At 65.2% G+C, this 25,807-nt stretch carries 23 protein-coding genes and 1 pseudogene; 3 read left to right on the top strand and 21 right to left on the bottom strand.

Annotated features, from left to right (window positions below; all coding sequences use genetic code 11):
* From ACTJK0_RS16905 to purU, 9 genes and pseudogenes are all read right to left on the bottom strand, one after another.
* A pseudogene (locus ACTJK0_RS16905) lies at window positions 1-357 on the bottom strand (HNH endonuclease signature motif containing protein); the annotation flags it as partial.
* Window positions 358-491: 134 nt separating this feature from the next.
* Complete coding sequence (locus tag ACTJK0_RS16900) at window positions 492-2,999, bottom strand: GcvT family protein (protein WP_440745979.1); 2,508 nt, start codon at window positions 2,997-2,999, stop codon at window positions 492-494.
* 460 nt (window positions 3,000-3,459) lie between these two features.
* Window positions 3,460-4,872, bottom strand: a complete 1,413-nt coding sequence (locus ACTJK0_RS16895; RefSeq protein ID WP_440745978.1) for an MFS transporter — start codon at window positions 4,870-4,872, stop codon at window positions 3,460-3,462.
* Between the two features lie 615 nt (window positions 4,873-5,487).
* The gene (gene fdhD, locus ACTJK0_RS16890) at window positions 5,488-6,357 is read right to left on the bottom strand and encodes a formate dehydrogenase accessory sulfurtransferase FdhD (RefSeq protein WP_440745977.1); all 870 of its coding nucleotides are present in this window, start codon (window positions 6,355-6,357) and stop codon (window positions 5,488-5,490) included.
* A complete protein-coding gene (locus ACTJK0_RS16885) occupies window positions 6,345-7,688 on the bottom strand; it encodes a molybdopterin molybdotransferase MoeA (RefSeq protein WP_440745976.1) in 1,344 nt (447 codons plus the stop codon). The genes fdhD and ACTJK0_RS16885 overlap by 13 nt, the downstream gene beginning before the upstream one ends.
* A 156-nt stretch (window positions 7,689-7,844) precedes the next feature.
* Window positions 7,845-8,747 (bottom strand): bifunctional 5,10-methylenetetrahydrofolate dehydrogenase/5,10-methenyltetrahydrofolate cyclohydrolase, encoded by a 903-nt coding sequence (locus ACTJK0_RS16880; RefSeq protein WP_440745975.1) that lies wholly within the window; start codon window positions 8,745-8,747, stop codon window positions 7,845-7,847.
* On the bottom strand, window positions 8,744-9,370 hold the full coding sequence (locus tag ACTJK0_RS16875; RefSeq protein WP_440745974.1) for a cyclodeaminase/cyclohydrolase family protein: 627 nt from the start codon (window positions 9,368-9,370) through the stop codon (window positions 8,744-8,746). The genes ACTJK0_RS16880 and ACTJK0_RS16875 overlap by 4 nt, the downstream gene beginning before the upstream one ends.
* A 4-nt stretch (window positions 9,371-9,374) precedes the next feature.
* Window positions 9,375-11,867 carry a GcvT family protein gene (locus ACTJK0_RS16870; RefSeq protein ID WP_440745973.1) on the bottom strand — a complete coding sequence of 831 codons (2,493 nt, stop codon included), beginning with the start codon at window positions 11,865-11,867 and terminating at the stop codon, window positions 9,375-9,377.
* A 50-nt stretch (window positions 11,868-11,917) separates the two neighbouring features.
* A complete protein-coding gene (gene purU, locus ACTJK0_RS16865) occupies window positions 11,918-12,823 on the bottom strand; it encodes a formyltetrahydrofolate deformylase (protein WP_110541909.1) in 906 nt (301 codons plus the stop codon).
* Between the two features lie 123 nt (window positions 12,824-12,946).
* On the opposite strand from purU, the gene ACTJK0_RS16860 reads away from it, so the two are divergent.
* Entirely contained in the window at window positions 12,947-13,627 is a 681-nt protein-coding gene (locus ACTJK0_RS16860; RefSeq protein WP_440745972.1) for a GntR family transcriptional regulator, read from the top strand.
* Between the two features lie 132 nt (window positions 13,628-13,759).
* Entirely contained in the window at window positions 13,760-14,044 is a 285-nt protein-coding gene (locus tag ACTJK0_RS16855) for a hypothetical protein (protein WP_440745971.1), read from the top strand.
* Window positions 14,045-14,074: 30 nt separating this feature from the next.
* Here ACTJK0_RS16855 and ACTJK0_RS16850 read toward each other — a convergent pair whose 3' ends face one another.
* The 12 genes from ACTJK0_RS16850 to ACTJK0_RS16795 all read right to left on the bottom strand — a co-directional run bounded on the left by ACTJK0_RS16850 (window position 14,075) and on the right by ACTJK0_RS16795 (window position 25,152).
* Window positions 14,075-14,155 (bottom strand): hypothetical protein, encoded by an 81-nt coding sequence (locus tag ACTJK0_RS16850; RefSeq protein WP_440745981.1) that lies wholly within the window; start codon window positions 14,153-14,155, stop codon window positions 14,075-14,077.
* A 437-nt stretch (window positions 14,156-14,592) separates the two neighbouring features.
* Complete coding sequence (locus ACTJK0_RS16845; protein ID WP_440745970.1) at window positions 14,593-15,573, bottom strand: ABC transporter substrate-binding protein; 981 nt, start codon at window positions 15,571-15,573, stop codon at window positions 14,593-14,595.
* A gap of 96 nt (window positions 15,574-15,669) precedes the next feature.
* A complete protein-coding gene (locus ACTJK0_RS16840; protein WP_440745969.1) occupies window positions 15,670-17,703 on the bottom strand; it encodes an ABC transporter permease in 2,034 nt (677 codons plus the stop codon).
* Window positions 17,703-18,737: a quaternary amine ABC transporter ATP-binding protein gene (locus ACTJK0_RS16835; protein WP_440745968.1), complete on the bottom strand. Its 1,035-nt coding sequence runs from the start codon at window positions 18,735-18,737 to the stop codon at window positions 17,703-17,705. The genes ACTJK0_RS16840 and ACTJK0_RS16835 overlap by 1 nt, the downstream gene beginning before the upstream one ends.
* Window positions 18,738-19,000: 263 nt before the next feature.
* Window positions 19,001-19,228 (bottom strand): hypothetical protein, encoded by a 228-nt coding sequence (locus tag ACTJK0_RS16830; RefSeq protein WP_440745967.1) that lies wholly within the window; start codon window positions 19,226-19,228, stop codon window positions 19,001-19,003.
* A 165-nt stretch (window positions 19,229-19,393) separates the two neighbouring features.
* Window positions 19,394-20,203, bottom strand: a complete 810-nt coding sequence (locus ACTJK0_RS16825) for an IclR family transcriptional regulator (protein ID WP_110541904.1) — start codon at window positions 20,201-20,203, stop codon at window positions 19,394-19,396.
* 81 nt (window positions 20,204-20,284) lie between these two features.
* Entirely contained in the window at window positions 20,285-20,623 is a 339-nt protein-coding gene (gene uraH / locus ACTJK0_RS16820) for a hydroxyisourate hydrolase (RefSeq protein ID WP_324643268.1), read from the bottom strand.
* Window positions 20,620-21,117, bottom strand: a complete 498-nt coding sequence (gene uraD / locus ACTJK0_RS16815; RefSeq protein WP_440745966.1) for a 2-oxo-4-hydroxy-4-carboxy-5-ureidoimidazoline decarboxylase — start codon at window positions 21,115-21,117, stop codon at window positions 20,620-20,622. Before uraD ends, uraH begins: the two co-directional genes overlap by 4 nt.
* A gap of 217 nt (window positions 21,118-21,334) precedes the next feature.
* Window positions 21,335-21,760 (bottom strand): ATP-binding protein, encoded by a 426-nt coding sequence (locus tag ACTJK0_RS16810; RefSeq protein WP_440745965.1) that lies wholly within the window; start codon window positions 21,758-21,760, stop codon window positions 21,335-21,337.
* Window positions 21,753-22,085: an STAS domain-containing protein gene (locus ACTJK0_RS16805; protein WP_440745964.1), complete on the bottom strand. Its 333-nt coding sequence runs from the start codon at window positions 22,083-22,085 to the stop codon at window positions 21,753-21,755. The genes ACTJK0_RS16810 and ACTJK0_RS16805 overlap by 8 nt, the downstream gene beginning before the upstream one ends.
* The gene (locus tag ACTJK0_RS16800) at window positions 22,085-24,043 is read right to left on the bottom strand and encodes a glycosyltransferase family 2 protein (RefSeq protein ID WP_440745963.1); all 1,959 of its coding nucleotides are present in this window, start codon (window positions 24,041-24,043) and stop codon (window positions 22,085-22,087) included. Before ACTJK0_RS16800 ends, ACTJK0_RS16805 begins: the two co-directional genes overlap by 1 nt.
* Window positions 24,040-25,152, bottom strand: coding sequence for a PP2C family protein-serine/threonine phosphatase (locus ACTJK0_RS16795; RefSeq protein ID WP_440745962.1), 1,113 nt, complete (start codon window positions 25,150-25,152; stop codon window positions 24,040-24,042). Before ACTJK0_RS16795 ends, ACTJK0_RS16800 begins: the two co-directional genes overlap by 4 nt.
* Before the next feature lie 264 nt (window positions 25,153-25,416).
* Between ACTJK0_RS16795 and ACTJK0_RS16790 the strand changes: the two genes are divergently transcribed.
* On the top strand, window positions 25,417-25,698 hold the full coding sequence (locus tag ACTJK0_RS16790; protein ID WP_440745961.1) for a hypothetical protein: 282 nt from the start codon (window positions 25,417-25,419) through the stop codon (window positions 25,696-25,698).
* The last annotated feature ends 109 nt before the right edge of the window (window positions 25,699-25,807 follow it).

Genomic DNA, 25,807 nt, shown 5'->3' with positions numbered 1-25,807 from the left:
ACCGGTGGTCAGGGCGTGGGAGGTGCCCAGGAACGTGCCCGCGGCCCGCGGACCAAGGGCCAGCAGGCAGCCGATCTCCGCCGCGACCGCCATCTCCTGCGCCACCACCGGCACGTCCGGCCCCGCAACAGCAAAAGCAGTCTCCGAATACTTCACCGCCGCCTTCGCCTTCAACCCCGCGAACCCGGCCTCCACCTCCCGGGACCCGGCCAAAATATCCAGGCAACCATCCGCCAACCCAGACAACGGATCAGTCGCAGAAAAAGGCCCGGAACCGGCCCCGTCCACCTCAGCATTCAGCACAGCAAGGGCAGCCTTGATCTCCCCAAAAGCCCTCACCACCGCTGCCTTCCCCATAAACCCATCATCAGGGGAGGGTCTGACATTCAAAGGGGACACCAGGACCGGGGCACGAAAAAGGTGGGTGGGCCTGCCGGTCTCAAGCAGGTCCACCCACCAGGTTTCGACGGCTCAACCGCCGCCGGGGCTGGTCAGCCGCGGAGGCGTTCCATACCCGGGTCAAAGAGCGGCTCGGCGGTGACGGTGGCGGCCACGCGCCGGCCGAAGTACTCGATTTCTACGGCGTCACCTTCGGTCACCGATGAGGGCAGCCAGGCGTAGGCGATGGGCTTGCCGATGGTGAAGCCGTACGCCGCGCTCGTGACGTAACCAGCGGCTTCCCCGGCCACGTACACCGGTTCCTTGCCCAGCACCACGGACGTGCCGTCGTCGACCGTCAGGCAGCGCAGGGTCTTCGCCGCCGGCTGTTCGCGGCGCGACGCCAGGGCCTCGGCACCAACAAAGCCCGTCTTGTCCTTGGCGACGGAGAAGCCCAGGCCGGCCTGGTACGGGTGGTGCTCGGACGTCATGTCCGTGCCCCAGAGCCGGTAGCCCTTCTCCAGGCGCATGCTGTTGAAGGCGCCCCGGCCGGCAGCGACGATGCCGTGCTCCTGGCCCGCCTCGAACAGCAGGTCCCAGAGCTTGAGCCCATACTCTGCCGTGGTGTAGAGCTCCCAGCCGAGCTCGCCCACGTAGGAGAGCCGCATGGCCGTGACGGGGATGCCCCCAACGGTGATCTGCTTCGTGCGGAAGTACTTCAGGCCGTCGTTGCTGAGGTCGTCCTCGCTGACCTTGCCGATGACCTCGCGGGCCAGCGGGCCCCAAAGTCCGATGCAGCAGGTGCTGCCGGTGATGTCGGTGACGTGCGCCCACTGGGAGGGATCGGCCGCTGACTGCTTCCGGGCCTCCACGCGGAGGTAGTCGAAGTCAACGTTGCTGTTGACGCCCAGCTGGAAGTCTTCCTCCGCCAGCCGTGCGACCGTCACGTCACTGCGGATGCCGCCGTCGTGCTCCAGCAGCAGGCAGTACGTCACGGCACCGGGCTTCTTGGCAATGTTGCCCGTGCTGAGCCGGTGCAGCAGCGCCTGCGCCCCGGGGCCGGTGACGGAAAGGCGCTTCAGCGGCGTCATGTCGAAAAGTCCGACGGCGGTACGCGTCTTCCACGCTTCGGCGGCGGAGATGGGGGAGTGGAACATGGCGGACCAGTTGTCGCGTTCCGGGGTCTGCCATTCGGCGGGAAGTTCTTCGAGGAGCCCGCGGTTGGCCTCGAACCAGTGCGGGCGTTCCCATGCAGCGGACTCAAGGAAGAAGGCGCCGAGTTCCTTCTGGCGGACGTTGAACGGGCTGACGCGCAGGTCCCGCGGGGATTCCCGCGGCTGCAGGGGGTGCATGACGTCGTAGATCTCCACGAAGTTCTGCTGCGAGGTTTCGCTGACGTAGGCGTCGGAGGTCTGCACCTTCTCGAAACGGGTCAGCTCGCAGCCGTGCAGGTCGGTCTGCGGCTGGCCGTCGACGAGCAGCTCTGCCATGGCCTTGGCAACGCCGGCCGAGTGCGTGACCCAGACGGCCTCGGCCACGAAAAAGCCATCGAGGTCCGGCGCCTCGCCCATGAGCGGGCCGCCGTCGGGGGTGAAGGAAAAGATGCCGTTGAAACCGTCCTGGATTCCGGTGCTGCGCAGTGCCGGCAGCAGGTCCTGGCTGTCCTCCCATGCGGGGACGAAGTCCTCCAGGGTGAAGTCCAGGCGGGAGGGCATGCGGTGGTCGGACATCTCGCCCGCCGGGACCTTCGGCAGTGCAGACATGTCTACGGGCATGGGGCGGTGGGCGTAGCTGCCGATGCCGATGCGGTCGCCCCACTCGCGGTAGTACAGGTCCTTGTCCTGGTAGCGCAGAATGGGCTTGCTGGCGCCCTTCGGAAGCTCGTTGACGCCCTCGAGTTCGGCAAGGGGCGTGGTGACCACGTACTGGTGGGCCAGCGGCAGCAGCGGCACCTCCAGGCCCACCATCCGGCCGAGCTCACGGCCCCAGAATCCTGCGCAGGACACCACGATGTCGGCAGGGATCACTCCGGAGGAGGTCTCGACGCCGGTGACCTTGCCGCCCTCCTGGGCGATGCCGGTGACGGTGGTGGAACCGCGGTAGGTGACGCCCTGTTCGCTCGTGCGCTCGATCAGCAGCTGTACGGCGCGGGCGGCCAGGGCGAGGCCGTCGGTGGGGATGAGCAGGCCGCCCAGGACCTCCCGGCCGCCGCTGAGCTTGCCGGTGTTCAGCAGCGGGTAGATCTTTTCGCATTCGTCGGCGTCCACGATCCGGCTTTCGACACCCCAGGAGGTCATGACGCCCATCTTGCGCTTGAGGTCGGCCAGGCGCTCTGGAGTGGTGGCCAGTTCCAGGCCGCCCACCTGGTTGAAGCAGGACTGGCCGTCCTTGGTCAGGGCGAGCAGCTTGTTGACGGTGTAGGTTGCGAATTCCGTCATGGTCCTGGACTGGTTGTTCTGGAACACGAGGCCCGGGGCGTGCGACGTGGAGCCGCCTGCGAGCTCCAGCGGGCCCTGCTCGACGACGGTGATGTCGTTCCAGCCGCGGCTTGCCAGCTCGTCGGCGAGGTTGGTGCCGACGATGCCGGCGCCGATGATGACGACGCGTGGTGATGCGCTCATAATTCTTGGTTCTCCTGGTTGATGCTGGGCTCCGGCGGTCCGGAAGGTTCTGGGCTGGACACGTCCGTCCAATGTCAGGCCTGGCGGAACGTTGGGTGCGTCGGTGGACCCGTTGACCACAGTTCCCTGGCCTTGGCGTGGAACACCGGCATGATCTGGGAGATGGTGAGCCGCAGGGTCCCATCTGGTGCCAGTCCACTGACCGGGCATGCCTGGTGCATCGGGGAGTACCTCGGGTTTCTGGGCTTGCGTTTCCGTCGACAGCGACGCTTCGCTATCAGCAACGTGCATCACTATATGCAACAGCGTGGCGCAGCTCACATGAGATGTCAAGGCTTTGCTGCTTTGTTGCAAGGCGCCGCAGCCCTGAGTCCAAGCGCAAAAAAGAGGCCTCCGCCGCTGNGGCGGAGGCCTCTGGTATGTCGGCTACAGCATCTTCCTGGACCGTACGGTCCTGGTGTCAGTGGGAGAAGTTTGCTGCGATCTCGGCGAGGGTGCGCCCCTTCGTCTCAGGCGCGAGCCATTGCGAGAGGACTGCGCCGAGTAATGCGACGGCGGCGGCTACGACCATGGTTGCGCCCATGCCGATGTTGGCGATCGCCCATGGCAGGGCGAAGGTGCCGAGTGCGGCTCCGATGCGGCTGAAGGACGCGGCGAAGCCCATGCCCACGCCGCGCAGGTGGCCGGGGAATACCTCGGCCGGATAGACCTGGGTCATCGTGGTGTAGCCGGCATTGAAGTAGGAGAAGGCGAGAAACAGGACGAGCACGAGGATCGCTGGTGCGTTCCCCCATACTCCGATGACCAGCAGGATGCCCGCGCAGAGCCACTGCCCGGGCACAGTGAGGATTCGGCGACCGAGCTTGTCAATCAGAAGTACGCTGGTGACAACGCCCGCGACCGCAAGTGCGGACAGGCCGACTCCACCGGCCCAGCCGCCGCCGAAGCCGAATTGGTTGAGCACGTCGTCGGCGAAGGTCGCGATCGCGAAGTACGGAGTGACCGCGCAGAACCAAAAACCTGCAGTGAAGATAGTGGCGCGCCAGTACTGCCTCGAGAACAGCATTCCGAAGGAGGCGTTCTTGATTTTGGTCCCACTCTCCGCGGCTTCGGCCTCCTGGATCATCCTCAGATCCATCTCTCCGGTGATGCTGTCGTGCATCTGCGGCGATTCGATATATCGGTGTGCGATCGTGAGTGCTTCCTTGTGCCGTCCCTTCGTAATGAGCCAGCTCGGCGATTCGGGGAGGCCTATGCGGGCGAGGAACAGAACGAATGCCAGTATGGTGCTCGTGCCGAGTACCAGGCGCCATGGGGTGCCGGCGTCGTGCAGGAGCGTACCGATGATGAATGCCATCATGAAACCGACGTACCAGGCGATCAGGGTCAGCCCGAGCAACCGTCCGCGGAGCTTGGGCGGGGAGAACTCTGACAGCAGTGGCCCACCGATTGAGTACTCGCCGCCGATCGCGACGCCCATCATGAATCGGATGATGGCCAGCTGGATCACGGCGCCGTCTCCGGAGGTTACGAAGAATTGGGCTCCTGAGGCGACCAGGAACAGGCCCATGTCCACGAGGAACATTGGCTTGCGTCCGAACTTGTCAGTAGCCCAGCCTGCCAGCGGGGAGCCGATGAAGATACCAGCCAGCGGCCCTGCAGCGATCATGCCCAGCGATAGTGCGTCGAGCCCGAGATCTGACCGCATGGATCCGGTGACGGGGCCGATGATTCCGAGGATGTAACCATCGAGGAACATTCCGCCGATGAAGACCGCGACAAGCCGCACCATGAAGCCGCGTTTGAACCTGGAGCTGGTCTCTTTTGCTTTGGAGGTGTCGACGGAGGCATGTGTCCTGGTCGGATTGATCATTGAGATTCGTTCCCTTCTGGCTTCAGCGCAAACCGCTGACGGCACCAGAGCGCCGTTTGTTAGACGCATGGACGGCCGCAGCCTCTAGCGGCCGGTGGACGAGGCCGACTGGGTCGATGCCAGCCGATTTGGTCCCGCAGGACTCGAGAGATGATTTCGGCGTCGCTCCGAGGGTCCGGCGCTCCGCACTGCTTTGATCGATGGTGCTGCCACCTTTGGGTGTCATAAACAGTTTCCTTTAGTGATTTAACGCCTCCACCTCGACGGTGGCAACGCTGTGCGGCCAATGCGGGAGCCGGGGCTCCCCTGCGGATCGGCCATCATGGATTCGTTCGTCTGTTCGGGACCATCACTGCGGAGCCCAGGGGGACTGGAGGAGCAATGTCCGGAGGGACTTCGTTCCGTGATGATCAACAACGTTCGCTCTATGCAACAAAAGCGTGCGCCAGCTCACACTCATTGTCAAGACCATGACCTGTATATGGAGAAGTATGTAAGCGTCCTTGCTTCATGCTCCGGGGCACGCCGAAGGCCCGACCCGTCAGGATAGGGAGACGGCCCAGGTTGGTCGTACTGAATGCCTGTTGAGGGGGTGGGACAGGGCAAACTTCTGCGTCAGGCTGGGATGGTGGCCTCCTTACGTGGTCGGGCCAGCCGTTCCTGGCCGGTGTAGACGTTCAGGCTGGTGCCGCGGTTGAAACCCACAAGCGTCACGCCGGTTTCGGCCGCGAGGTCGGCCGCCAGGCTTGACGGAGCACTCACTGCCGACAGGACCGGAATCCCGGCCAGGGCGGCCTTCTGGACAAGCTCGAACGAGGCCCTTCCCGAGACCTGCAGGACGGTGCCGCGCAGAGGCAGCAGCCCCTCCCTCAGGGCCCAGCCCACCACCTTGTCCACAGCGTTGTGCCGGCCCACGTCCTCGCGCAGGCACAGCAGTTCCGGTCCGCTTCCGTCCACCCGGAACAGGCCGGCCGCGTGCACGCCCCCGGTCCGGTCGAATACCGCTTGGGCCTCCCGCAGCCGATCCGGGAGCGCGGCAAGCACTTCCAGGGGTATGTGGACGGGATCCTGGGACGGATCGAAGTGTTGGGTCTTGCGGACAGCGTCAATGGATTCGGTGCCGCAGATGCCACATGAACTCGAGGTGTACACGTTCCTTTTGGTGTCCGGCAGCGCCACGTCAGGGTGCAGCTGGGCATCGACGACATTGAACGTCTGCTCGCCGTCCCGGGTACCGGCGCAGAAGCGCAGGGAAATCAACTCCGACGCGTGGCGCACCACCCCCTCAGAGACAAGGAATCCCGCAACCAGGTCAAAGTCGTCGCCGGGCGTCCGCATTGTCACGGCGAAGGAGGTGCCGTTGAGGCGGATCTCGAGGGGCTCTTCGACGGCGAGCACGTCCTCCTTGAAGCGGACGGGATACTCGGTGCCGCCGTCGTCAAGGCGGAAGCGGTGAATCTTGCGGCGTTGGGTCATGCGTGCCATGCGGTGTTCCGTCCTTGCGCCCCGGGTGTGCCTGCGGTTTCTGGTTGTGCTGCCCACGGAAGCGGGAGCACAGGAACGGGTCCCCCCGAGTCAACGCCCTGGGGAGGAACGGCCATGACCGCGTCGGCCCAGGCAAGCCCCCGCATCATGCCGGGGCCGGTGTGCTCGGCCGGGAACGCAAGGCCGGACAGGAACCGGCAGGGGAGGAGGCGTGTCCTTCCCGGATCGCCCTCGATGTCGCAGCCGGACATCACAAGGTGCAACGGAGGCAGCTGCGCGCCCGCAAGCGAGGCAATCAGGGGTTCTCCGATGGTGAGCAGGGCCATCATGGCCGCCAGGGGATTGCCGGGAAGACCGATCACGAACCGCCCGTCGGGAAGCCCGGCGAGCACGGCCGGATGGCCGGGACGCATCGCGATGCCGTCCACCAGCAGCTGTCCGCCCAAGGCGTCGATGGCGGCACGGAAATGGTCCGTGCCGGATTTCCCGGTGCCGCCGGTGGTGATGATGACGTCTGCGTGCCCGCCAGCGGGCAGCATGGGGCTGTCCAAGGCATCCAGCCAGCTGCCAAACGAGTCACCGATTCTCTGCGGGCTGCCGGCACTGCCACCCAGGAGTGAAACCACGGCTCCAAGCTGCGGGCCAAAGGTGTCGCGGACCTGTCCAGGTGCCGGAACACCCTGCGTCACCACTTCAGCCCCGGTCAGTACGACGGCGACACCGGGGCGGGAGCGGACGTGTACTGCGTCGTGCCCGGCCGCCGCAGCAAGCGCCACGTGCGCCGGATTAAGGACGGTTCCGGCCGGAAGGAGCACGTCACCGGACCGGGCTTCCTGCCCGGCCGGGCGGATGTGCTGGCCGCTGCGTGGCTCGCCGGCCTTCGCGTCCGCGCGTAGCGTCAGGACGTGGTTGCCGTTGAGGTCCCTTGCGGCCAGGCCGCTTTCCTTCCGCAGCACGGCGTCCGCGCCGTGCGGCACCAGACCGCCGGTGGCTATCACAGCGGCACTGTTCGCAGGCAGGAACCTGTTGTCTGTAAGGGGGAGCGAGGGCTGCTGGCCGGATCCGGCCAGCAGCCATGGACCGGGCCCGTTCACGGCCCAGCCGTCCATCGCGGACGAGGCATAGTGCGGCAGGTCCTGGAGCGCGCTGACGTCACGGCTCAGGATCCGGCCAATGGCTTCAGCGAGCGGGACGGCCACGGGTGGGAGCGGACCGGCGGCGCCGAAGGCTACATGGCGCGCTTCGGACCACGGTATGCACCCGCGTTCCGGGACGGGACCAGGCGCAGCCCTGCTCCTGGAAACGGTGGCTGTCAGTCCATTGGCAGGCATCCGGGCCCCCTCCTTGTTAAGTCGCGGCACCATGCCGGTTGTGGGGCCCCGTTTTCCGAAAACGGTGCTTCGATGAGGAATACCTCCCCAGGTCTTAGGCCCATCGAAGCACCTTTCACGGAAAACGGGGCACCCGTTGCTAACGCTGTGCCTTTCCTAGCCCGCGGCTTCCAGGGCCTGGGCCTTCAGGGCCCCGGCCGGCAGCGGCGAAGACACTTGCCTGCGCGCAGCCTCCACGGTGTGAAGGAGCAGCAAAGCCGTGGTCACTGAGCCCACGCCGCCGGGAACCGGGGTGAGCGCCGCTGCCGTCCCGGTGACACTGGCTTCGTCAACGTCACCCACCAGCGAGCCGTCGGGAAGGACGTTCGTGCCGACGTCGACCACTACTGTCCGGGAGGAGACATGGCTGCCTGCAAGCAGCCCGGCGCGCCCGGCGGCGACCACCACCACATCGGCGTCCTTCGTGTAGCGTTCCAGCGGGCCCGACCTGGAATGGCAGACCGTCACGGCGGCATCCCGGGCCAGCAGCAGGAGGGACAGCGGCTTGCCCACGACGGCGGACCGGCCCACCACTACCACGCCCTTTCCAGCCACGGGAATCCCGTAATGGTCCAGGATTTCGACGACGGAGCGCGCCGTAGCGGGCGCAAAGGCCGGCTGCCCGACTGCAAGGCGTCCCAGGCTCAGAGGATTGGCGCCGTCAATGTCCTTTTCCGGGGCGATGAGGCCCACCAGGTTGTCCGTCCGGACACCGGGCGGCAGCGGGGTTTGCAGGATGATGCCGTTCACGGACGGTTGCGCGCTCAGGTCGCGCAGGACGCTCGCCAGCACCGGCTCCGTTGCATCGTGGCCCAGGTCGATGATCCGGCAGCCGACTCCGGCGCGTTCCGCTGCCCGTTCAATGGAACGGACGTACCAGTGCGTGGACTCGTCGGCGGTCGCCATGACCACCGCCACGACCGGTCGGACGCCGTCCAGTTCAAGCGACCGGACCTGTTCCTGAACCTCCTGCTGGAACAATGCGGCCAAAGGCTTTCCGGAGAGTACTGCGGTGCTCAACCAAGGATCCTTTCCCGCACACGGGCCGAGAGGGCATCTGCCGCCAGGACCACCTTTTCCTCTATACCGTCCGTCTGCCGGGCAAGCAGGGCGCGTGCCTCCGGGTCCTTGACCGCCACGACGTTGATGTCGATGTTGACGCGGGCCGTGGTGGCAGCTGCGCGGGCGGCATCGGCGGCCGCTGCCACGTCACTGATGACGTTGGCGTTGGCGACGTCGAACAGCTCGGTGGCAAGGTCCACGATGTCGCCCGACAGCTTGACGAGCTGGGCGGGTGTTTGTGCCGCCTGGATGAGTGCGGACTGGATCCCGGCCGCGCGGGCCGCCTTAAGCTCATCCGTGTCCGACGGGAGTTTGTACGAGTCGATGACTGCCTGGAAGGCCTCTTCGTCCGCGTCCGCCAGGTGCAGTGCCTCACCGACGAGATCGTCAGCTGCCGCGGTAATGCGCTGCACCAGGGGAGCGTGCTGTTCGTACTTGGCGCCGGTGGTGTACCGCGCCACCATCGCCACGAGGGCTGCGCCCTGCGCCGCGTGCAGGGCGGCGGCAGCACCGCCGCCTGGCGTGGGCTGGCGTGCGGCCAGCCGTACCAGGTAGCTGCTGATTGTCTCTGAGCTGATCATGGTGCTAGCCGCGGAGCCGGGTCATGGTGGGGTCGTACAGCGGGTCCTGAGTGACCGTGGCCACGATGCGGCGCCCAAAGTACTCGATCTCCACAGAGTCGCCAACAGATACCTCGGATGGCAGGTACGCGTAGGCGATCGGCTTCTGGACGGTGTAGCCGTAGGCCGCGCTGGTGACGTAGCCAACCGCCTGGTCCTTGTAGAACACCGGTTCCTTGCCCAGCACAATGGACCGGCCGTCGTCGACAGTAAGGCAGCGCAGGCGGCGCGCGGAGTTGTCCTCGGTGCGTCCTTCCAGGGCTGCCTTGCCGACGAAGTTGTCCTTGGCCATCTTCACAGCGAAGCCGAGGCCGGCTTCGAAGGGATCGTGCTCGGTGGTCATGTCCGTGCCCCAGGAGCGGTAGCCCTTTTCCAGGCGCAGGGAGCTGAACGCGGCCCGCCCGGCGGCGATGATGCCGAACGGCTGGCCGGCCTTCCACAGTGCGTCCCAGAGGCGCTGGCCGTTGTCGGCGGTGGTGTAGAGTTCCCAGCCGAGTTCGCCGACGTAGGACAGGCGCATGGCTGTGACGGGGACGCCGCCGATGACGACTTTCTTGGAACGGAAGTATTTCAGCCCGTCGTTGGAGAAGTCATCGCTGCTGGCCTCGCCGACGACCTCACGTGCGAGCGGGCCCCAGAGGCCGATGCAGCAGGTGCCGCCGGTGGTGTCCCGGACCTGAACCCAGTCGCCCGTGCCGCCGTTTTCAGTCTGGTGGCGGGCGGCGCGTTCGAAGTAGGCGGTGTCGATGTTGCCGTTGGCGCCGAGCTGGAAAGTGTCCTCGGACAGGCGGGCCACCGTGATGTCACTGCGGATGCCGCCCGCGTGGTCGAGCAGGAGGGTGTAGGTGACGGCGCCCGGCTTCTTGTTCATGTCCGCGGTGGTGAGTTCCTGTAGGAGTTTCAGGGCGCCGGGACCGGAGATTTCGAGGCGCTTCAGGGGCGTCATGTCGTACATGGCGACGGCGGTGCGCGTCTTCCATGCCTCGGCGGCGGCGATGGGGGAGCTGAACATGCCGGTCCAGGCATCACGGGCCGGAGGCTGCCAGTCGGCGGGCATTTCCTTGAGCAGTTCGGCGTTGGCTTCGAACCAGTAGGGCCGTTCCCAGCCGGCGCCTTCCAGGAAATAGCCGCCGAGCTCCTTGTGGCGTGCGTGGAAGGGGCTGACGCGCAGGTTGCGCGGGGAGAGCTTGGGCTGCAGCGGGTGCAGGACGTCGTAGATTTCCACGAAGTTCTGCTGCGAGGTTTCGCTGACGTATTCGGGGGTCAGCTGCACATCCTCGAAGCGGTGGATGTCGCAATCGCCCAGGTCGATGGAGGACTTACCGTCCACCAGGAGTTCGGCGACAGCGCGTGCGATGCCGGCCGAGTGCGTGACCCACACGGCTTCCGCGACGAAGAAGCCGTCCAGTTCCTTGGACTCGCCAACGAGTGATCCGCCGTCGGGGGTGAAGGAGAAGATGCCGTTGAAGCCGTCCTCGATCTCGCTGTCACGCAGGGCGGGGAGCAGCTGCTTGGTGGCTTCCCAGGCGGGGAGGAAGTCCTCTACCGTGAAGTCCAGCCGGGACGGCATGTTGTGTTCGCTGATCTCGTTGGGCTTGAAGGCGCCCAGTTCGTCCAGGTCAACAGGCATGGGCTTGTGGGCGTACGAACCGATGCCGTACCGGTCGCCGTGTTCGCGGTAGTAGAGGTCCTGGTCCTGGTGGCGCAGGATGGGCAGCCGGGCGCCGTTGGGCAGCTCGTTCTTGCCCTGCTGATCCGGGACCGGGGTGGTCTTGACGTACTGGTGGGCCAGCGGGAGCAGCGGGACGGACATGCCAATCAATTCGCCGACCTTGGCACCCCAGAACCCGGCGCAGGAGACCACGATGTCTGCCGGGATCACGCCGTCGGGCGTCTGGACGCCGGTGACCTGCCGCCCGGACTGTTCGATGCCGGTGACTTCGGTGTTGCCGATGTACTTCACGCCGGCCGCTTCGGTGCGCTTGATCAGCAGCTGGACGGCCCGCGCCGCGCTGGCAAGGCCGTCGCTCGGGACGTGCAGGCCGCCCAGGATATCCTCCTCGTTAATAAGGGGGTACAGCTCCTTGCACTCAGCGGGGGAGAGGATCCTGCCGTCGATGCCCCAGGCTGCTGCGTAGCCGAGCTTGCGCTTCAGGTCGGCGAGGCGGGTTTCGGTGGTGGCAACTTCGAGGCCGCCGACCTGGTTGAAGCAGCTGACGCCGTCCTCAGTCAGGGACAGCAGCTTTTCCACGGTGTACTTGGCGAACAGCGCCATGGACTTGGAAGGGTTGGTCTGGAAGACCAGTCCCGGGGCATGCGAGGTGGATCCTCCGGGCATGTTGAGCGGTCCCTGGTCAAGGACCGTGATGTTGTTCCAGCCCCGCGTGACGAGTTCATCCGCGAGGTTGGTGCCGACGATGCCGGCTCCGATAATGACAATACGTGGCGACGATTCCAAGGGGGTCTCTCCTGCTGCTTTACGGGTTCTGTCTGCGTGCGCGCCGGTGCTCACCGGAACACTACGGTGCTGGTCTGGTCCTTCAGTACCCGGTGCTGGCAGTGCCAGCGGACGGCGCGGGAGAGGGCCAGCGCCTCGGCGTCCTGGCCTACGGTGGACAGTTGTGACGGGCCGTAGGTGTGGTCCACGCGGATGACTTCCTGCTCGATGATCGGGCCCTCGTCCAGGTCAGCCGTGACGTAGTGGGCGGTGGCGCCCACCAGCTTGACGCCGCGGTCGTAGGCCTGGTGGTAAGGGCGTGCGCCCTTGAACCCGGGAAGGAACGAGTGGTGGATGTTGATGGCCCGTCCCTCCAGTGCCCGGCAAAGGTCGTCTGAGAGCACCTGCATGTAGCGGGCCAGGACCACGAGGTCGGCGTTGTACTCATCCACCAGATCCAGGAGCCGGCGCTCGGCGTCGGCCTTCGTGTCCGGGGTGACGGGGACGTAGATGAAGGGCAGCCCGGCGGCTTCCGCCATCGCGCGGTGGGTTTCGTGGTTGGAAACGACCGCTACCAGCTCGGCGCCCAGGCTGCCGCCGCGCCAGCGGAAGATGAGGTCGTTCAGGCAGTGGCCAAACTTGGAGACCATGACCAGGACGCGCTTGGGGGTCTGGTCATGGAAGCTGAACTTCATGTCGAAGCGGCTGGCGATGCCGGCGAACTCTTCCTCGAGCATCGCTGACGTGTAGTCGGGGGAGCCGGAGAAGGCGGTGCGCAGGTGGAGCGTCTCACGCAGGCTGTCATCGAACTGCTGGTGTTCGTCGATGTTGAAGCCACGCTCGAAGAGGAACGTGGTTACGGCCTGCACAATCCCGGCCTGCTCGCGGCAGGACAGGGTCAACACGAACTTCTGCGCCTGCTCTTCCTTGAGCGCCGGCAGGGTGGTGGTTGCTGAAGCTGTTTCAATGAGGGTCATGTCCCTCCTCCTTCTAGATATATTCAAAAGCTGCGGACTGATATATTAGATTGGATGCCAGCGTATACTGGTCCCTAGGCGAGGTCAATAGTTTTTTCCCGGATTGCGAAGAAGGGGCTCAGAATGGCAATGGAAGCTTTGGCAGTGGCGGACGACGCCGGCAGGAAGTCGCTGGCAGACGTCGCCTATGAGAGCATCCGTGACTGGTTGCTGACCCTGGAAATCAAGCCCGGCGAGTTGTTGAATGACGAGCTCCTTGCCAAAAACCTGGGCATGGGGCGGACTCCGGTGCGGGAAGCCCTGAAACGGCTGGAGCTGGACCGGTTGGTGAAGACCTATCCGCGGCGGGGTACCTTCGCCACCAGGGTGGATGTGACCGACCTTTCGTTTATTTCGGAAATCCGGGCCCAGCTCGAGCCTCTCGCGGCCGCCCGGGCCGCCCGGGTGGCCTCCCCGGCGGTTCGGGCCGGGTTGCGTGCCACGCTTGAGAAGGTCGAGGCATTCGACGTCTCCGCAGCAACCGTCACGGAGACGCTGCAACTGGACGCGCGGGTGCATCAGGGCATCTATGCCGCCGCTGCCAACCCGCATCTGGAGGACATCCTGATCCGCTATGACAACCTGGCAACGCGGATCTGGTGCATGGTCATCGACCGCCTGCCGGACCTGTCCCATCACGTGCACGAACACCTCGATCTGCTCCGCGCCGTGATCGACGGGGACGAAGAGCGGGCCTCCGAGCTGGCCAAGGTCCACGTGAGCGGATTTGAACATGCGGTCCGTGAGGCGCTCTTCCACGCCTAGATCGGTTGGCATTGCCCGTCTGTTGACATCGGATGTGACCTGGACCATACTCAGAACTCAAATTGATATATCAATCCAATATCAGCTTTGGATTCTCATGAGCGGCGATGGCGCCGGCGAAAGGAGCGACCAGTGAATTCCCAGACAACCCTCGAAGCCCCATGTTGGGGTGCCACTGACGTCGAGCTCGAACAAGGCCGGCAGGACGGCGGCACGTCGAAGAAGGCACTCGGCCTCCGTTCGAACTGGGCACGCCTGCCAGGCCGCAGTGTCGAAGTGTGGCTGCTGGGGGAGCTCGTGGCCAGCGGGGTGGTGGACCAGGCTGCAGAGGATGGCTCGGTGCTCTGGATAGCCGCCGAGGGCATCAGCACCAGGCGGATCTTCGACAAGTCATCCGGCTACCAGATCTGGGTGTAACCATCCCGGACGCCCTCGATGCTGTGGGTGTTAGCGCAGTCCGTGACTGTGGGCCAGCGCAGTCGCTTCGGTCCGCGAGGCGACGCCCAGCTTTCTGAACAGGTCCCGCACGTGGAACTCGACCGTGTTCCCGCTGATGCCCAGCGTCTGCCGGAGAAGCAGGCGAATCCAGGGGCAGCGTCACGGAAACATCGCGCCCCACCCGTCATGAGGTCGACTTCCATGCGGCCGCCCAGTAACTGGACCCTGCGCTGCAGCCGTCCCGTGTTCGGGGCGCCGGCCGGAGCCCGACCCGCCCGTCGTCCCGGACGTTGATCAGCCGGTTCTCGCCGTCGCAGTCCCATTGCGTGCGCACCCTGCTTGCCGCCGTCGGACGCGCTGAATTGGGGGCAGCGGAGGTGCTTCCCCACTCTGCCGGAGGCGCTAAAACCGTTGCAGGCACCCCTCGTGGCGGTCTCGTTGCTCCGGGGCCGGGAAAAACAAGGGAAGCAGTCCCGAGGCCTTGAGACCCCTGGACTGCTTCCCTTGCTACGGATAGGAATACCGCGTCAGCTAAGCCAACCATCCACCACGCTTTGGTGGGCATCCACCCACTTCTTTGCCGCCGCTTCAGGCGCCATGCCGCCTTGGATATCCGTGGCAACCGAGTTCTGGTCCTCGTTGGTCCAGGTGAATGCCTTGGCCAGCTTGGCGGCAGGCGAACCGCTGTCCTCCAGCTTCTTGGACATGATCTTGTTGAGCTTGTAGGTCGGGTAATCGCAGGCAACCTTTTCGGGGTTGGAGTCGCAGCCCTCGGTCCACGCCGGCAGGTTCACCTTCTTCAACGGAACCTCGGAAAGGAACCACTGCGGTTCGTAGAAGTAGCCGAGGAGGGGTGTCTTGTTCTGCTCCGCTGTCCGGAATGACTGGATGAGGGCCGCTTCCGAGCCTGCGAAGACCACCTTGTAGTCCAGGTTCAGGTTCTTCACCAGTGCCTCGTCATTGGTGACGAAGGCGGGGTCGCCATCGAGGACCTGCCCCTTTCCGCCGGACTCCGACGTGGTAAACATCGACGCGTATTTGTTGAGATTCTGGCCGTCGGTGATGTCCGGGTACTTCTCTGCCATCCATGGCGGGACGTACCAGCCGATGTGTCCTTCGTTTCCTGTTGGGCCGGCATCAACGGCCACCTTTTGGTCGGTGATGTACTGCTTGGTCAGGTCGGCGTGGCCCCAGTTTTCGATGATGAGGTCCACTTCGCCTGAGGCGAAGCCCTGCCAGGAGACCTGCTCATTGAGGTCCTTCTGGACGACGCTGCAGCCGAGCTTGTTTTTCGCCACGTAGCTGTAGACGGCGGCGTCAGCGGTGTAACCGACCCAGGCGTTCATTGCTACGTTCACGGTGCCGCAGGGCGTTCCCGTGGCACCGCCTCCTGCCGCGGCGGCCTGGTTTACCGATGCACCGCCGCAGCCTGCGAGGAGCAGGGCGGCGGCAGCGGCTCCGGCCATTGCCGGCAAGGTGCGTTTTATCAGCCTTTCAGCTTTTTTCATGGTGGGTCTCCTTGTTGGGGGCATACAGGATTTCTCGCCTTGGCACAGGCAAGCTTTCAGGGGGCGTACTTCTGGTCGTGAGCAGGACTGGAACGGTCACGCAGTGGATTTGGACACTGGGATTCTGCGGGCCGGAGCGGCGGCGGCAGCCTGGGTCATCCTGTCCATCATGATTCCGAGGAACACGATGGCCAGGCCGGCGGCGAGGCCCTTACCGAAAATGGAACTCTGGACGAAGCCCGCGACGACGTCGTATCCGAGGCCGCCTGCCCCGACGAGCGCGCCCACCACCACCATGGCCAGGACGTAGATCAGCCCCTGGTTGGCGGCGAGCGCCAGGGATTGCCTGGCCATGGGCAGCTGCACCTTCGTGATCACCTGCCACGGTGTCGAACCGCTGGCGATCGCAGACTCGACGACAGTCGGGGAGATCGCCGCGATTCCATCGGCAGTGATCTTGATGGCAACGGGGGCGGCGTAGATGATGCCCGCGATGATCGCAGTGAACCGTGTGGCTCCGAAGAGGCCAAGGAAGGGCACCAGGTAAACGAAGGAGGGCATGGTCTGGCCCGCGTCGAGCAGGGGCCGCATGAGCTGGTCGACGCGGCTGGACCGGCCCATGGCCACGCCAAAGACGATGCCCAAAACCATCACCACGGCGGTGGCAACGAGCGTTCCGGCGAGGGTAACCATGGCGTCACTCCAGAGCCCGAGGTAGATGATGACCCCCAGGCAGGCAGTGGTTACGGCGGCGAGTTTCCAGCCGCCCAGTGCGTAGGCCACGATGGCGACCACTGCGACGAGGATGAAGAAGGGTGTCTCGGTCAGCAAGGACTGGAACGGGTTGAGGATTGTGCCGGTGACACCTTCACGCAGGGATACCGTAAAGAGCGAGACGTTGGATTGCAGCCAGTGGCTGGCGGTGTTCACTGCCTGCACGATTGCCGGTCCAACATTGAGGTCCTGCGGAAAGGCTGCTGCCCATAGCATGGTCCTGGACAACTGCACCATGACCAGGACCACGGCCAGCGCGATCCCGAGGAGTCCGGCGCGGGTCTTGCGGCCCATGCGGCGTTTGGCGGCTGCGCCCGGCTCCGCCCGGCGGCTGGCCGCTGTGGTCACCCGGTCCAGCACAATGGCCAGCAGGACGATGGAGAGGCCAGCATTGACTGCAGTACCAACGTCCAGGGATTGCAGTGCCCGGACCACCGTCTGGCCAAGGCCCGGAGCTGCGATCAGGGCGGCGATGGTCACCATGGACAGGGCAGCCATGGTCCCCTGGTTGATACCCATCACGATGGTCCGCCGCGCCATGGGCAGCTGCAATGTCAGCAGCCGTTGCAGGCCAGTGGTGCCGAGCGAGTCGGATGCTTCGCGGGTGTTCTCTGGGATGCGGCGGATGCCATGTGCGGTCAGGCGGATAACCGGTGGAGCAGCGTAGATCACCGTGGCGATCACTGCCGACGCCGGTCCGATCAGGAAGACCAGGGCAAGCGGGGCAAGGTACACGAAGGTGGGCAGGGTCTGCATGAAGTCCAGCACGGGGGTGATGACCCCGGCTACCCTGCCGTAGATGCCGGACAGCACGCCGAGCGGGATCCCCACCAGCAGTGTCAGCAGCACGGAAGTCAGAACCAGGGCGAACGTGTAGGTAGCTTCCACGAACAGGCCCTGGAAACCGAAGAAGACAAACACCACAGCCGTGAGGAGGGCCACCCGTACATTGCCGACGGCCAGCGCGATCCAGGTGAGCAGGCCCACCGTTCCCAGCCAGCCGATTTCCGGAAGGCGCAGGCCGGTGGGGGTTGCTGCGAAGGTGGTGGTGAACAGGTTCGCCACTGCATCCACGGCGGTCCGAAGTGGCGTGAAGAAGTAGAGGAAGACCGGGTTGTCAGCACGGTTTGCCGCGACCCAGGCATTGAATTGGTTCAGCGAGCGGTGCAGGTCCGTCAGTTCTGAGGCTGGCAACGCCAGGGTTGCCGTGCCGTTGAGGAGCAGGAATCCCAGGATCCAGATGGCAACGGCGGCCAGCAGGAGGACTGTCCGCCGGCTGGGCCTGCGGCGTGCTTCAAGGACAACGGGGGCAGAAGAAGACTGGACGGCTTTCCGTTTTTCGAGGAGGGCAGACATCAGGCCGCCGCTTCTGCCGTTTGCAGCACCGAAAGAATGCTGTCGCGGTCGATCTGTCCTGTGATCCTGCCGCCGTCTTCGACAAGGACGGGGCAGGAGGAGTGCATCACAGCCGGGATGGCGTCGCGGATGATCATTCTGGAGTTGAGGACTGCTGCATCCCTGGGCGTGGTGTCGGCAAGGGGGCGCGTGATCCACTTGAGGGTCAAGACGTCGGCGCGGGGGACTTCCGAGACGAAGTCCTCGATGTACTTGTCCGCCGGGGATCCCACAAGGTCGTCGCCAGTACCGCACTGGACAGGCTCTCCGTTGCGCATGATCAGGATGCGGTCTCCGAGTTTCAGTGCTTCCGCGAGGTCGTGGGTCACGAACACCATGGTCTTGCCCATCTCCTTGTGGAGCCGGATGACTTCTGCCTGCATGTCACGCCGGATGAGCGGATCCAAGGCTGAAAAGGGCTCATCAAAGAGGATGGTGTCGGGGTCTCCGGCCAGTGCCCGGCCCAAGCCGACCCGCTGCTGCATACCGCCGGAGAGTTGGTCCGGGTAGTGCTGTTCGTAGCCTTTGAGCCCAACCAGTTCAATGATTTCCCGGGCCTTGGTGTGGCGTTCATTCTTCGCTGTTCCGCGTATCTGGAGTCCGTAGGAGACGTTGTCCAGGACCGTGCGGTGCGGCAGCAGCCCGAAGTGCTGGAAAACCATCGACACTTTCCGCCGGCGGAGCTCCCGAAGTTCAGCCACGCCTGCCTGCAGGACATCGTTGCCGTCCACCAGGACCTGTCCCGAGGTTGGTTCGATAAGCCTTGTGAGGCAGCGGATCAGGGTGGATTTTCCCGATCCGGACAGGCCCATGACCACGAAGACTTCGCCTTTTGCGACGTCGAAGCTCAGGTTGCGGACCGCGGCAACACAGCTGGTGCGTTCAAGCAATTCTGCAGAGCTGAGGGCAGATAGTTCCCGGTTTCCTGGGATTTTCTCTCCCCCGGGTCCAAAGACCTTCCAAAGGTCGCGAACTGAGATGGCGGGGTTGTTCATGGCTGTACTCCTGCTTGGGTGGAGGCTGGAACCGCATGCTTGGGTGGGGTAGAGACTTTGCCGGGCGCCGGTGCAGAGGGAATCCGCTGTGGGTCTGGGCCCAATGTCGGGGAACGTTTGAATTGTGCTTGTTGCACGTAGACAAAGCGGGGTAGGGCAGCCAGGCTGCGATCGACTTTCGGCGTTTGGGGTGACCAAGCGAGTTGTGTGAGCAGCAACGCACTTCGTCTTACGCAACAGAGTGATTTACGCCACTCTCTTTGTCAAGGGTTCTTTCTTGAATTCGGGATGTTACGGGCTGCTGGGCCCGTCTCCGGATACTCCTTGACAGGGGTGGTAGCCTCCATCACCCTGTTGCTTATCGCGCCTTTTGTTGCGCCAAGCATCGGAAGGGAAAGAAAGCGTTCTTGAAGGAAAAGTTTGCAGACGCCTGGACGGTTGGTCATGATCGGCAATGAATAGCCGAGGTTCACCACTATTTCCTTGGCCACGGCGCACAGTCCGGTGGGGACATAAGGGCTTCGCAGCGGGCGGATCAGAAGGCCTGGAGGTCAGTCCGGGCGTGGGCGAGGACCGGGGGCGGCGCTCAGCGCAGCGGGGTGAACCGGGTGATCGACGCGGATGACCCCCGGGCCGGGCCCGGGGGTCACCGGTGTCTAACGCTGGGTGTACCCCATATTGGCGCTGACTTTCAGGCCGGCGTCCTTGAGCGAATCAAGCAGCCCTGGAATCTTTTCGGGGTCGAACCGGAATGCCGGCCCCGAGATACTGACGGCACCGATCACTGTGCCTTGGTGGTTGAACACGGGCACTGCCACGGCATTCAGGCCGATCTCGAACTCCTCGCGCACCACCGCGTACCCCTTGGCGACGACGTCGAGCAGCTGTGCGTCGAGCTCCTTGCGGCTGGTGATGGTGCGGGCAGTGCGGGCAGCAAGGCCCGTTTCCTTCAGGATGCGTTCCCGGTCGTCGGCCTCAAGGGCCGCCAGCAGGACCTTGCCGCTGGAGGTCGCGTGCAGCGGGGTCAGGCTGCCCACCCAGTCGTAGGTGGCAAGGGTGGACGGGCCCATGGCCTGGTCCACGTTCACGGCGTAGTTGGAGCGCAGGACCGCCAGGTTGACGGTTTCCTTGAACTCTTCGGCGAGGCTCTCCAGGACGGGCCTTGCCTCGCGGACCAGGCTCAGCCGGCCGGGAATGGAGCTGGCCAGGCGCAGGATCCCGAAGCCCAGCTGGTATTTGCCCCGTTCGCTGTTCTGGTGGACCATCTCGCGGGTGACCAGCGATCCCATCAGCCGCGAGACGGTGGATTTGTGGATCCCCATTTCCTCGGCGATTTCGCTCACGCCCGCATGCCCCTCCCGGGCGAGGATCTCCAGGACGGTCAGGGCGCGCTCCACGGACTGCACGCCTCCGGACTGGCCGCCTTCGGCGTCCGTATCGGATTCAGGGTCTCTATTTGAAGCCATACTTCCTGATCCTATGCCCGAAACTGTGACGCCAGTGACATTGGGGTAACGCGCTTGACGCCCGGGGACCTTAATGCCGTGCTAGCTGCCGCGGTAGGTGGAGTACGCGAACGGGCTCAGGAGCAGGGGCACGTGGTAGTGCTCGGGGCCGGTGACTTCGAAGACCAGGTCCACTTCCGGGAAGAACGTCCGCGTCTGCAAATCCGCGTAGTAGGCGCCCGTGGCGAAGTTCAGTTTGTAGTGGCCGGGTTCCAGCTGCTCCGGCCCCAGGTCCTTGGCCCGGCCGTCAGCGTCGGTGCTGGAGGTCGCCAGCTCACGCCAGGTGCCGGCGTCGTTCTTCGAAAGGACGACGGCGACACCCGCCGCCGGGCGCCCGGCGCCGGTATCAAGGATGTGGGTGGTCACATGTGAGACGCTCATTCGCTGATCACTCCTTCGAGCCGCAGTACGGCGATTTCGCGCAGCTGCTGGGCCACGATGCTGTCTTCTTCTTCCGGGGAGTTGGTGAGCCGCTGGTCCAGTGCCGCCAGGATGTCCTGCACGCTGCGTCCGGCCGCCCGGATCAGGAAGACGCGGCCGAACTTCTCCTCGTACTCCCGGTTCCCGCGTGCCAGGGCGTCGGCGACAGCAGTATCCGCCGGGTCCACCCCGGCCTGCTCGGAACGGGACATGGACGCCTCGGTGCTGGCCGCCGTCGGGCGTTCCCCGATCCGGGGGTGGTGGGCCATGGCGGCTTCCACCTCGGCCGGGGTGAAGGGGCTGGCGGCCTTGGCGGCAAACGCCAGGAGCTCGTCGCGGTCCGCGTAGGGCCGGGCTCCGGCCACCGCCTCCACCCAGCGGCTGACGTCGATGCAGGGCCGGAGGGTGGCGTGGGCGGCGGCCGGGTCCGCGCTGTTGAATTCGGCAAGCTTCATGCTGGTCGTAATCCTTGAAAGTCATGCTGGCATCCATGGTGACGGCTATGCGGATGCCGGACAATCCAGCGCCAGCAGGTTGGATCACCTGCATAGCTTCCGCATCATGGAACTGTTATTTCAGCATACGTAATATTCAAGAGCAGTGGCGGTGCCATGTCAAGCAATGGAGCCCTGTCGGGCAACCGTCCAGGGTTGGGCCAGGGAGCGGTAACGCTTAACCCTGTGAGGACGTCCTGGACAGCACCCAGGTATTGGTGCCGTCCTGCCGCTCGAAGGTCACCGTCGTCACCAGGGCCTCGATCAGCGCCAGGCCGCGTCCCGATTCGGCGTCGTCGTCGGGGGTGGAGGCCTCCATGGGCCCGAACGGCGGCTTGGCGTAGTAGGCGCTGACCCGGGCCTGCAGCAGCGCCGGCTGCACGGTGGTTTCCACCCCGAGCTCCACCTCCTGCTCACCGGCCGGCTCAGCATGCTGGACGATGTTGGACGCCGACTCGATGACCGCCGTCGTGAACGTCATCTGGTCCATGTCGTCGACGAACGGGACGTCGAGCCAGAGGCTGTCGAGGTCGTTGTGGACGGCTTCAATGGCGTCCTCGGCAGCCGCTCCCCGGAAGCTGCGCGAGGCCAGGACCTCAGTCATTGCTGAACGCTGCTTCGGCCGTGGGGTGGGCGGTCAGCACCTTGTCCATGCTGGTCAACTTGAGCACCATGTTCACCTGCGGCTGTACGGCGGCAATCCGGAGGTCGCCCCCCGCCTGGCGCGCGGCTTTGAGGCAGCCGATCAGCGCCCCGAGGCCCGAGGAGTCCATGAAGGCTGTCTTCTCAAGGTTCACCACGATCCGGCTGGAGCCGCCCGCGATCACGTCGGTGACGAATTCACGCAGCTTGGGCGCAGACACCATGTTGAGCCTCCCGTCCGCCTTGACCTCGGCGTACGAGTCTCTGACCTCGTAACTGAACTCCATTAGGATTCCTCTCTGTTTGCAGGTTCTGCGGCCGGTTCGTACCCCTTGTACAGCACGGCACGGACCAGGATGCTCATGACCACCAGGTCAAAGACCACCCATACGACGTTGACCAGGGTGCCCAGCGGTTCCGCCAGTCCCGTGGCCAGGCGGATAATTCCGACGACGGCGGCCAGCGCCAGCAGCACGGACACCACAATCTGGGGCCGGATAAGGCTCCAGCTGGGTCCGCCGCTTTGGCGGGCCTTGGGGGTGACGGCAAACCCGAGGGGACGGCCGAACCAGACGTTGCGGGCCGCCGTCGTGCAGGCCTTGATCCAGGTGGGGAACAGCGCCAGGCTGTACTGCTGGCCGCGCCAGGTGGGGATGCCGCGCCCCGCAACCGCGAACAGCAACTGGTTGACCACCATGAACGGAATGAAGCGGATGAAGAAGTCCCAGCTCAGGCTGCTGACCGGCAGGATGCCCAGCAGCAGGTAGACGATGGGGGCCGCGAAGTAGATGACCGCGGCGAACCCGCTCAGGTAGGTCCACATGGTGGCGAAGTACATCAGGCGCTGGCCCAGCTTGAGTCCCTTCTGCACCAGCGGGTTTTCGCGGAGCAGCACCTGGATGGTGCCCTGCGCCCAGCGGAGGCGCTGGGTGAGCATGGTCTTCAGGTCCTCCGGCGCCAGGCCATAGGCCAGGATCTCGTGGTGGTAGACGCTCTCCCAGCCCATGGCGTGCATGCGCATGGCGGTGGCCATGTCCTCGGTGACGGAGATGGTGGCCAGCGGCATCACGGGCTGTGCCTCGTTGGTGCGTTCCACGGTGAGCGCGTCCAGGACGGCCTGCACGGATTCCAGGGCACCGAGGGGCGACCAGTCACGGGCGGACATGCGCTGGACGGCGTCGTCCGCCACCACCGGGACGCCGGACTCGCCCACGTGGGCCAGTTCCATGGCGGCAATTTCCTCAAGGTCCGCCTGCAGGGCTGCGACGTCGGCCTGGACCAGGGTCTGGACGGCGGCGTCCACGCGGCGGCGGACCCGGTAGGTCACCTCGCTGAGGGGCGTGCCGGTGTCCACTTGCTCCTGCGCTTCGCGGGTGGCTGCCTCCACCTCGTCCAGGACCTCGGCCACCAGCGGCGACTCCAGGTCGGCAGACTTCCGGGCCTGCTTGATGGCGGCCCGCGAGGCGGCCAGGGCGCGGCGGATGCTCTTTTCGGTTTCCTTCACGTAGCCCACCAGGCCGAGCTGCATCAGGGCCTCGCGGCGGAGGATGGCGTTGGAGCCGCAGAAGAAGGCGGCGTTCCAGCCGTCCTTGCCCTGCTGGATGGGGCCGTAGAACAGCGGTGCCTGGCTGCCCAGCGGGTCGCTGTCAGGAACGTTGCTGAAGTACTGGGGTGTCTGGACCAGGGCCACCCGGCGGTTGTTGAAGTAGCCCAGGGTCTTTTCCAGGATGTCCGGCTCGGGGATCTGGTCCGCGTCCAGGATCAGCAGGAACTCGCCATGGGTGACCATGAGGGCGTTGTTGAGGTTGCCCGCTTTGGCGTGCCGGGGAAGGTCCTTGGTCCAGTCGTCGCTGCGGGTCACATACCCCAGGCCGTGCTGTTCGGCGAGCGCCTTGAGCTCAGGCCGCGCGCCGTCGTCGAGGATCCAGGTGCTGTGCGGGTGCCGGATCTTCTGGGCAGCCAGCGCCGTGGTGAGCACCATGTCCAGGTCCTCGTTGTACGTGGTGATGAAGACGTCCACGGTGGCGTCATGGGGCGGCTGCGGCGCGGCCTTGCGGATCTTCAGTTTCCACACGGTCATGCCGAAGAGCATGACGTCGATGAGGCTGTAGGTTTCGGCGACCACCAGGGGGAGGGCGATCCACCAGGCGTCCCAGTTGAGGGACGCCATCCAGCGCCATGCGATGTAGTTCAGGCCAGTGAGGACGGTGAGTACCACCACCACCCGGGTCCAGAACCGTGTCATGCCGCTACGTCCAAGGGAAGGCGGCGCACCACGACCACCGTGACGTCGTCGTCGGCGGTTTCGGCCGGGGCCAGGGCCATGATGGACGTGCTGGCTTCATGCGCGGAACCGGCGGACTGGGTGGCCTGCTGCACAGCGTCCGTGAAGTCCTCCACCGACCCGAAAACGTCCAGGACGCCGTCGCTGACCACCACCAGGGAATCGCCCGGAGCCAGTTCCAGGTGGGCCTGGGGCCACTGCGTCCCCGGCCAGGCGCCCACGGGCGGTCCTCCGGACGGAAGGCGGTTGGCCGGGCCCACGGGCTGGACGTGCAGCGCCAGGCCGTGTCCGGCGTCGACATAACTGACCTTGCCGGACGCCGCATCCAGCCGGGCATGGAACAGCGTGACGAAGGAATTGGAGGAGTCCAGGTCGGCGGCAATGGCCTTGCTGGCTGAGGCGAATCCGGCATCCAGGTCCTGGCGCAGGCCGGTGGAGCGCATTACGGCGCGGACCGTTGCCGCGATCAGCGCCGCGCCCATGCCTTTGCCCATGGCGTCGGCGAACGTCAGGTGGAGCCCGTCGGGCGTCTGGTACCAGTCGTAGAAGTCGCCGCCTACGCTGCGTGACGGGCGGAAGAGGCCGGCCACATCGTAGCCGTCCACCCGGATGTCCTCCTTGGGAAGGAGGCTTTGCTGTACTTCCGTGGCGCGTTCCAGCTCGCCCCGGGCAGCGGATTCCGCGGCGGCTGAAGGCCGGCGGCGGAACAGGGCATTGATGCGCGACTGCAGTTCACGGGGGCTGAATGGCTTGCTGATGTACTCATCGGCGCCGTTGTCCAGGCCGGTGAGCTTGTCGAGTTCGTCGGCGCGGGCCGTGAGCATCACGATGAATGCGTCCGAAAACTCCCGCAGGAGCTTGCACACCTCCAGCCCGTCAAGGTCCGGCAGGTTCAGGTCCAGCGTCACCAGGTGAGGCTTGCGGCGGCGGACCTCCTCCACGCCCGGGAGGCCGGCGCCTGCCTCGGTGACCTCGAAGCCCTGCTTCGCCAGGACGCGGACCAGCAGGCCGCGGATATCGGGGTCATCTTCGATGACAACCGCGCGGCGGGTTTCGGGGGGAGAGACCATGACTCTACTTAACCGTATTAAGCCGCACAGAGCATGTCTTGGCCTTCACAGTTTCAGTGACGTCGCTGACAGGGCTGTTGCCTGTCCTCTCAGGGCCGCGCATGGCGGCCGCACTCGGCAGATCTTGCGGAAATCTTGGCATGCACTTGCCGGGACGTTGAGGAACGCGCGCCACACTCGAAGAACGCAGCAGCGTGCAGGCGAAAGGCCCGACGACGGGCCGGGCCGCGCGCTGCATGGTTTGCGGAAAGCGGGGAAGCAACTGTGGAACACGTTACGAAGAGGGGAGCGGACAAGGCCAGGGCGCTGATTCGCCTCTACTTCCACTCACGAAAGGTGCGTGCCGCCGCCAGGGAGCTGGAACAGGCGCTGGCGGAATCCCGGGAGGTGTCCAGCTGGCCCGGCGACCGGCTCCAGGTGGGTGCCGATATGTCACGCCACGTGGAAAGACTGACCCACCGGCTCAAGCTCGAAACGGAGGCCCACCACCGGCTGGCGGCTCTCTTCAGGGCCGCGGGCGCAAGGCGTTCCCTGCCGGCCCTTTAAGTGCCACACTTAGCAGCAATCGATTGGCTGGGGATAGTCAGGAGATTGCGGTGGGCTTGTTGGCAGGATGGGCATATCTTTTGGCCGGACTGATGACCATGGACGCGCT

Origin of the sequence: Paenarthrobacter sp. 22069 (assembly GCF_052046035.1) — a bacterium.
In the GTDB taxonomy this organism is placed as follows: domain Bacteria; phylum Actinomycetota; class Actinomycetes; order Actinomycetales; family Micrococcaceae; genus Arthrobacter.
Note: the sequence above shows the minus strand (reverse complement) of the source record. Positions and strands in the feature narration are given on the sequence as shown.

Excerpts from the sequence above, each read along its gene's own strand:
- uraD (WP_440745966.1), bottom strand. The coding sequence starts at position 21,117 with ATGAAGCTTGCCGAATTCAACAGCGCGGACCCGGCCGCCGCCCACGCC.
- fdhD (WP_440745977.1), bottom strand. The coding sequence starts at position 6,357 with ATGGCACGCATGACCCAACGCCGCAAGATTCACCGCTTCCGCCTTGAC.
- ACTJK0_RS16845 (WP_440745970.1), bottom strand. The coding sequence starts at position 15,573 with ATGAAAAAAGCTGAAAGGCTGATAAAACGCACCTTGCCGGCAATGGCC.
- ACTJK0_RS16875 (WP_440745974.1), bottom strand. The coding sequence starts at position 9,370 with ATGATCAGCTCAGAGACAATCAGCAGCTACCTGGTACGGCTGGCCGCA.
- ACTJK0_RS16825 (WP_110541904.1), bottom strand. The coding sequence starts at position 20,203 with ATGGCTTCAAATAGAGACCCTGAATCCGATACGGACGCCGAAGGCGGC.
- ACTJK0_RS16895 (WP_440745978.1), bottom strand. The coding sequence starts at position 4,872 with ATGATCAATCCGACCAGGACACATGCCTCCGTCGACACCTCCAAAGCA.
- ACTJK0_RS16860 (WP_440745972.1), top strand. The coding sequence starts at position 12,947 with ATGGCAATGGAAGCTTTGGCAGTGGCGGACGACGCCGGCAGGAAGTCG.
- ACTJK0_RS16795 (WP_440745962.1), bottom strand. The coding sequence starts at position 25,152 with ATGGTCTCTCCCCCCGAAACCCGCCGCGCGGTTGTCATCGAAGATGAC.
- ACTJK0_RS16805 (WP_440745964.1), bottom strand. The coding sequence starts at position 22,085 with ATGGAGTTCAGTTACGAGGTCAGAGACTCGTACGCCGAGGTCAAGGCG.
- ACTJK0_RS16835 (WP_440745968.1), bottom strand. The coding sequence starts at position 18,737 with ATGAACAACCCCGCCATCTCAGTTCGCGACCTTTGGAAGGTCTTTGGA.
- ACTJK0_RS16885 (WP_440745976.1), bottom strand. The coding sequence starts at position 7,688 with ATGCCTGCCAATGGACTGACAGCCACCGTTTCCAGGAGCAGGGCTGCG.
- ACTJK0_RS16810 (WP_440745965.1), bottom strand. The coding sequence starts at position 21,760 with ATGACTGAGGTCCTGGCCTCGCGCAGCTTCCGGGGAGCGGCTGCCGAG.
- uraH (WP_324643268.1), bottom strand. The coding sequence starts at position 20,623 with ATGAGCGTCTCACATGTGACCACCCACATCCTTGATACCGGCGCCGGG.
- ACTJK0_RS16840 (WP_440745969.1), bottom strand. The coding sequence starts at position 17,703 with ATGTCTGCCCTCCTCGAAAAACGGAAAGCCGTCCAGTCTTCTTCTGCC.
- purU (WP_110541909.1), bottom strand. The coding sequence starts at position 12,823 with ATGACCCTCATTGAAACAGCTTCAGCAACCACCACCCTGCCGGCGCTC.
- ACTJK0_RS16900 (WP_440745979.1), bottom strand. The coding sequence starts at position 2,999 with ATGAGCGCATCACCACGCGTCGTCATCATCGGCGCCGGCATCGTCGGC.
- ACTJK0_RS16800 (WP_440745963.1), bottom strand. The coding sequence starts at position 24,043 with ATGACACGGTTCTGGACCCGGGTGGTGGTGGTACTCACCGTCCTCACT.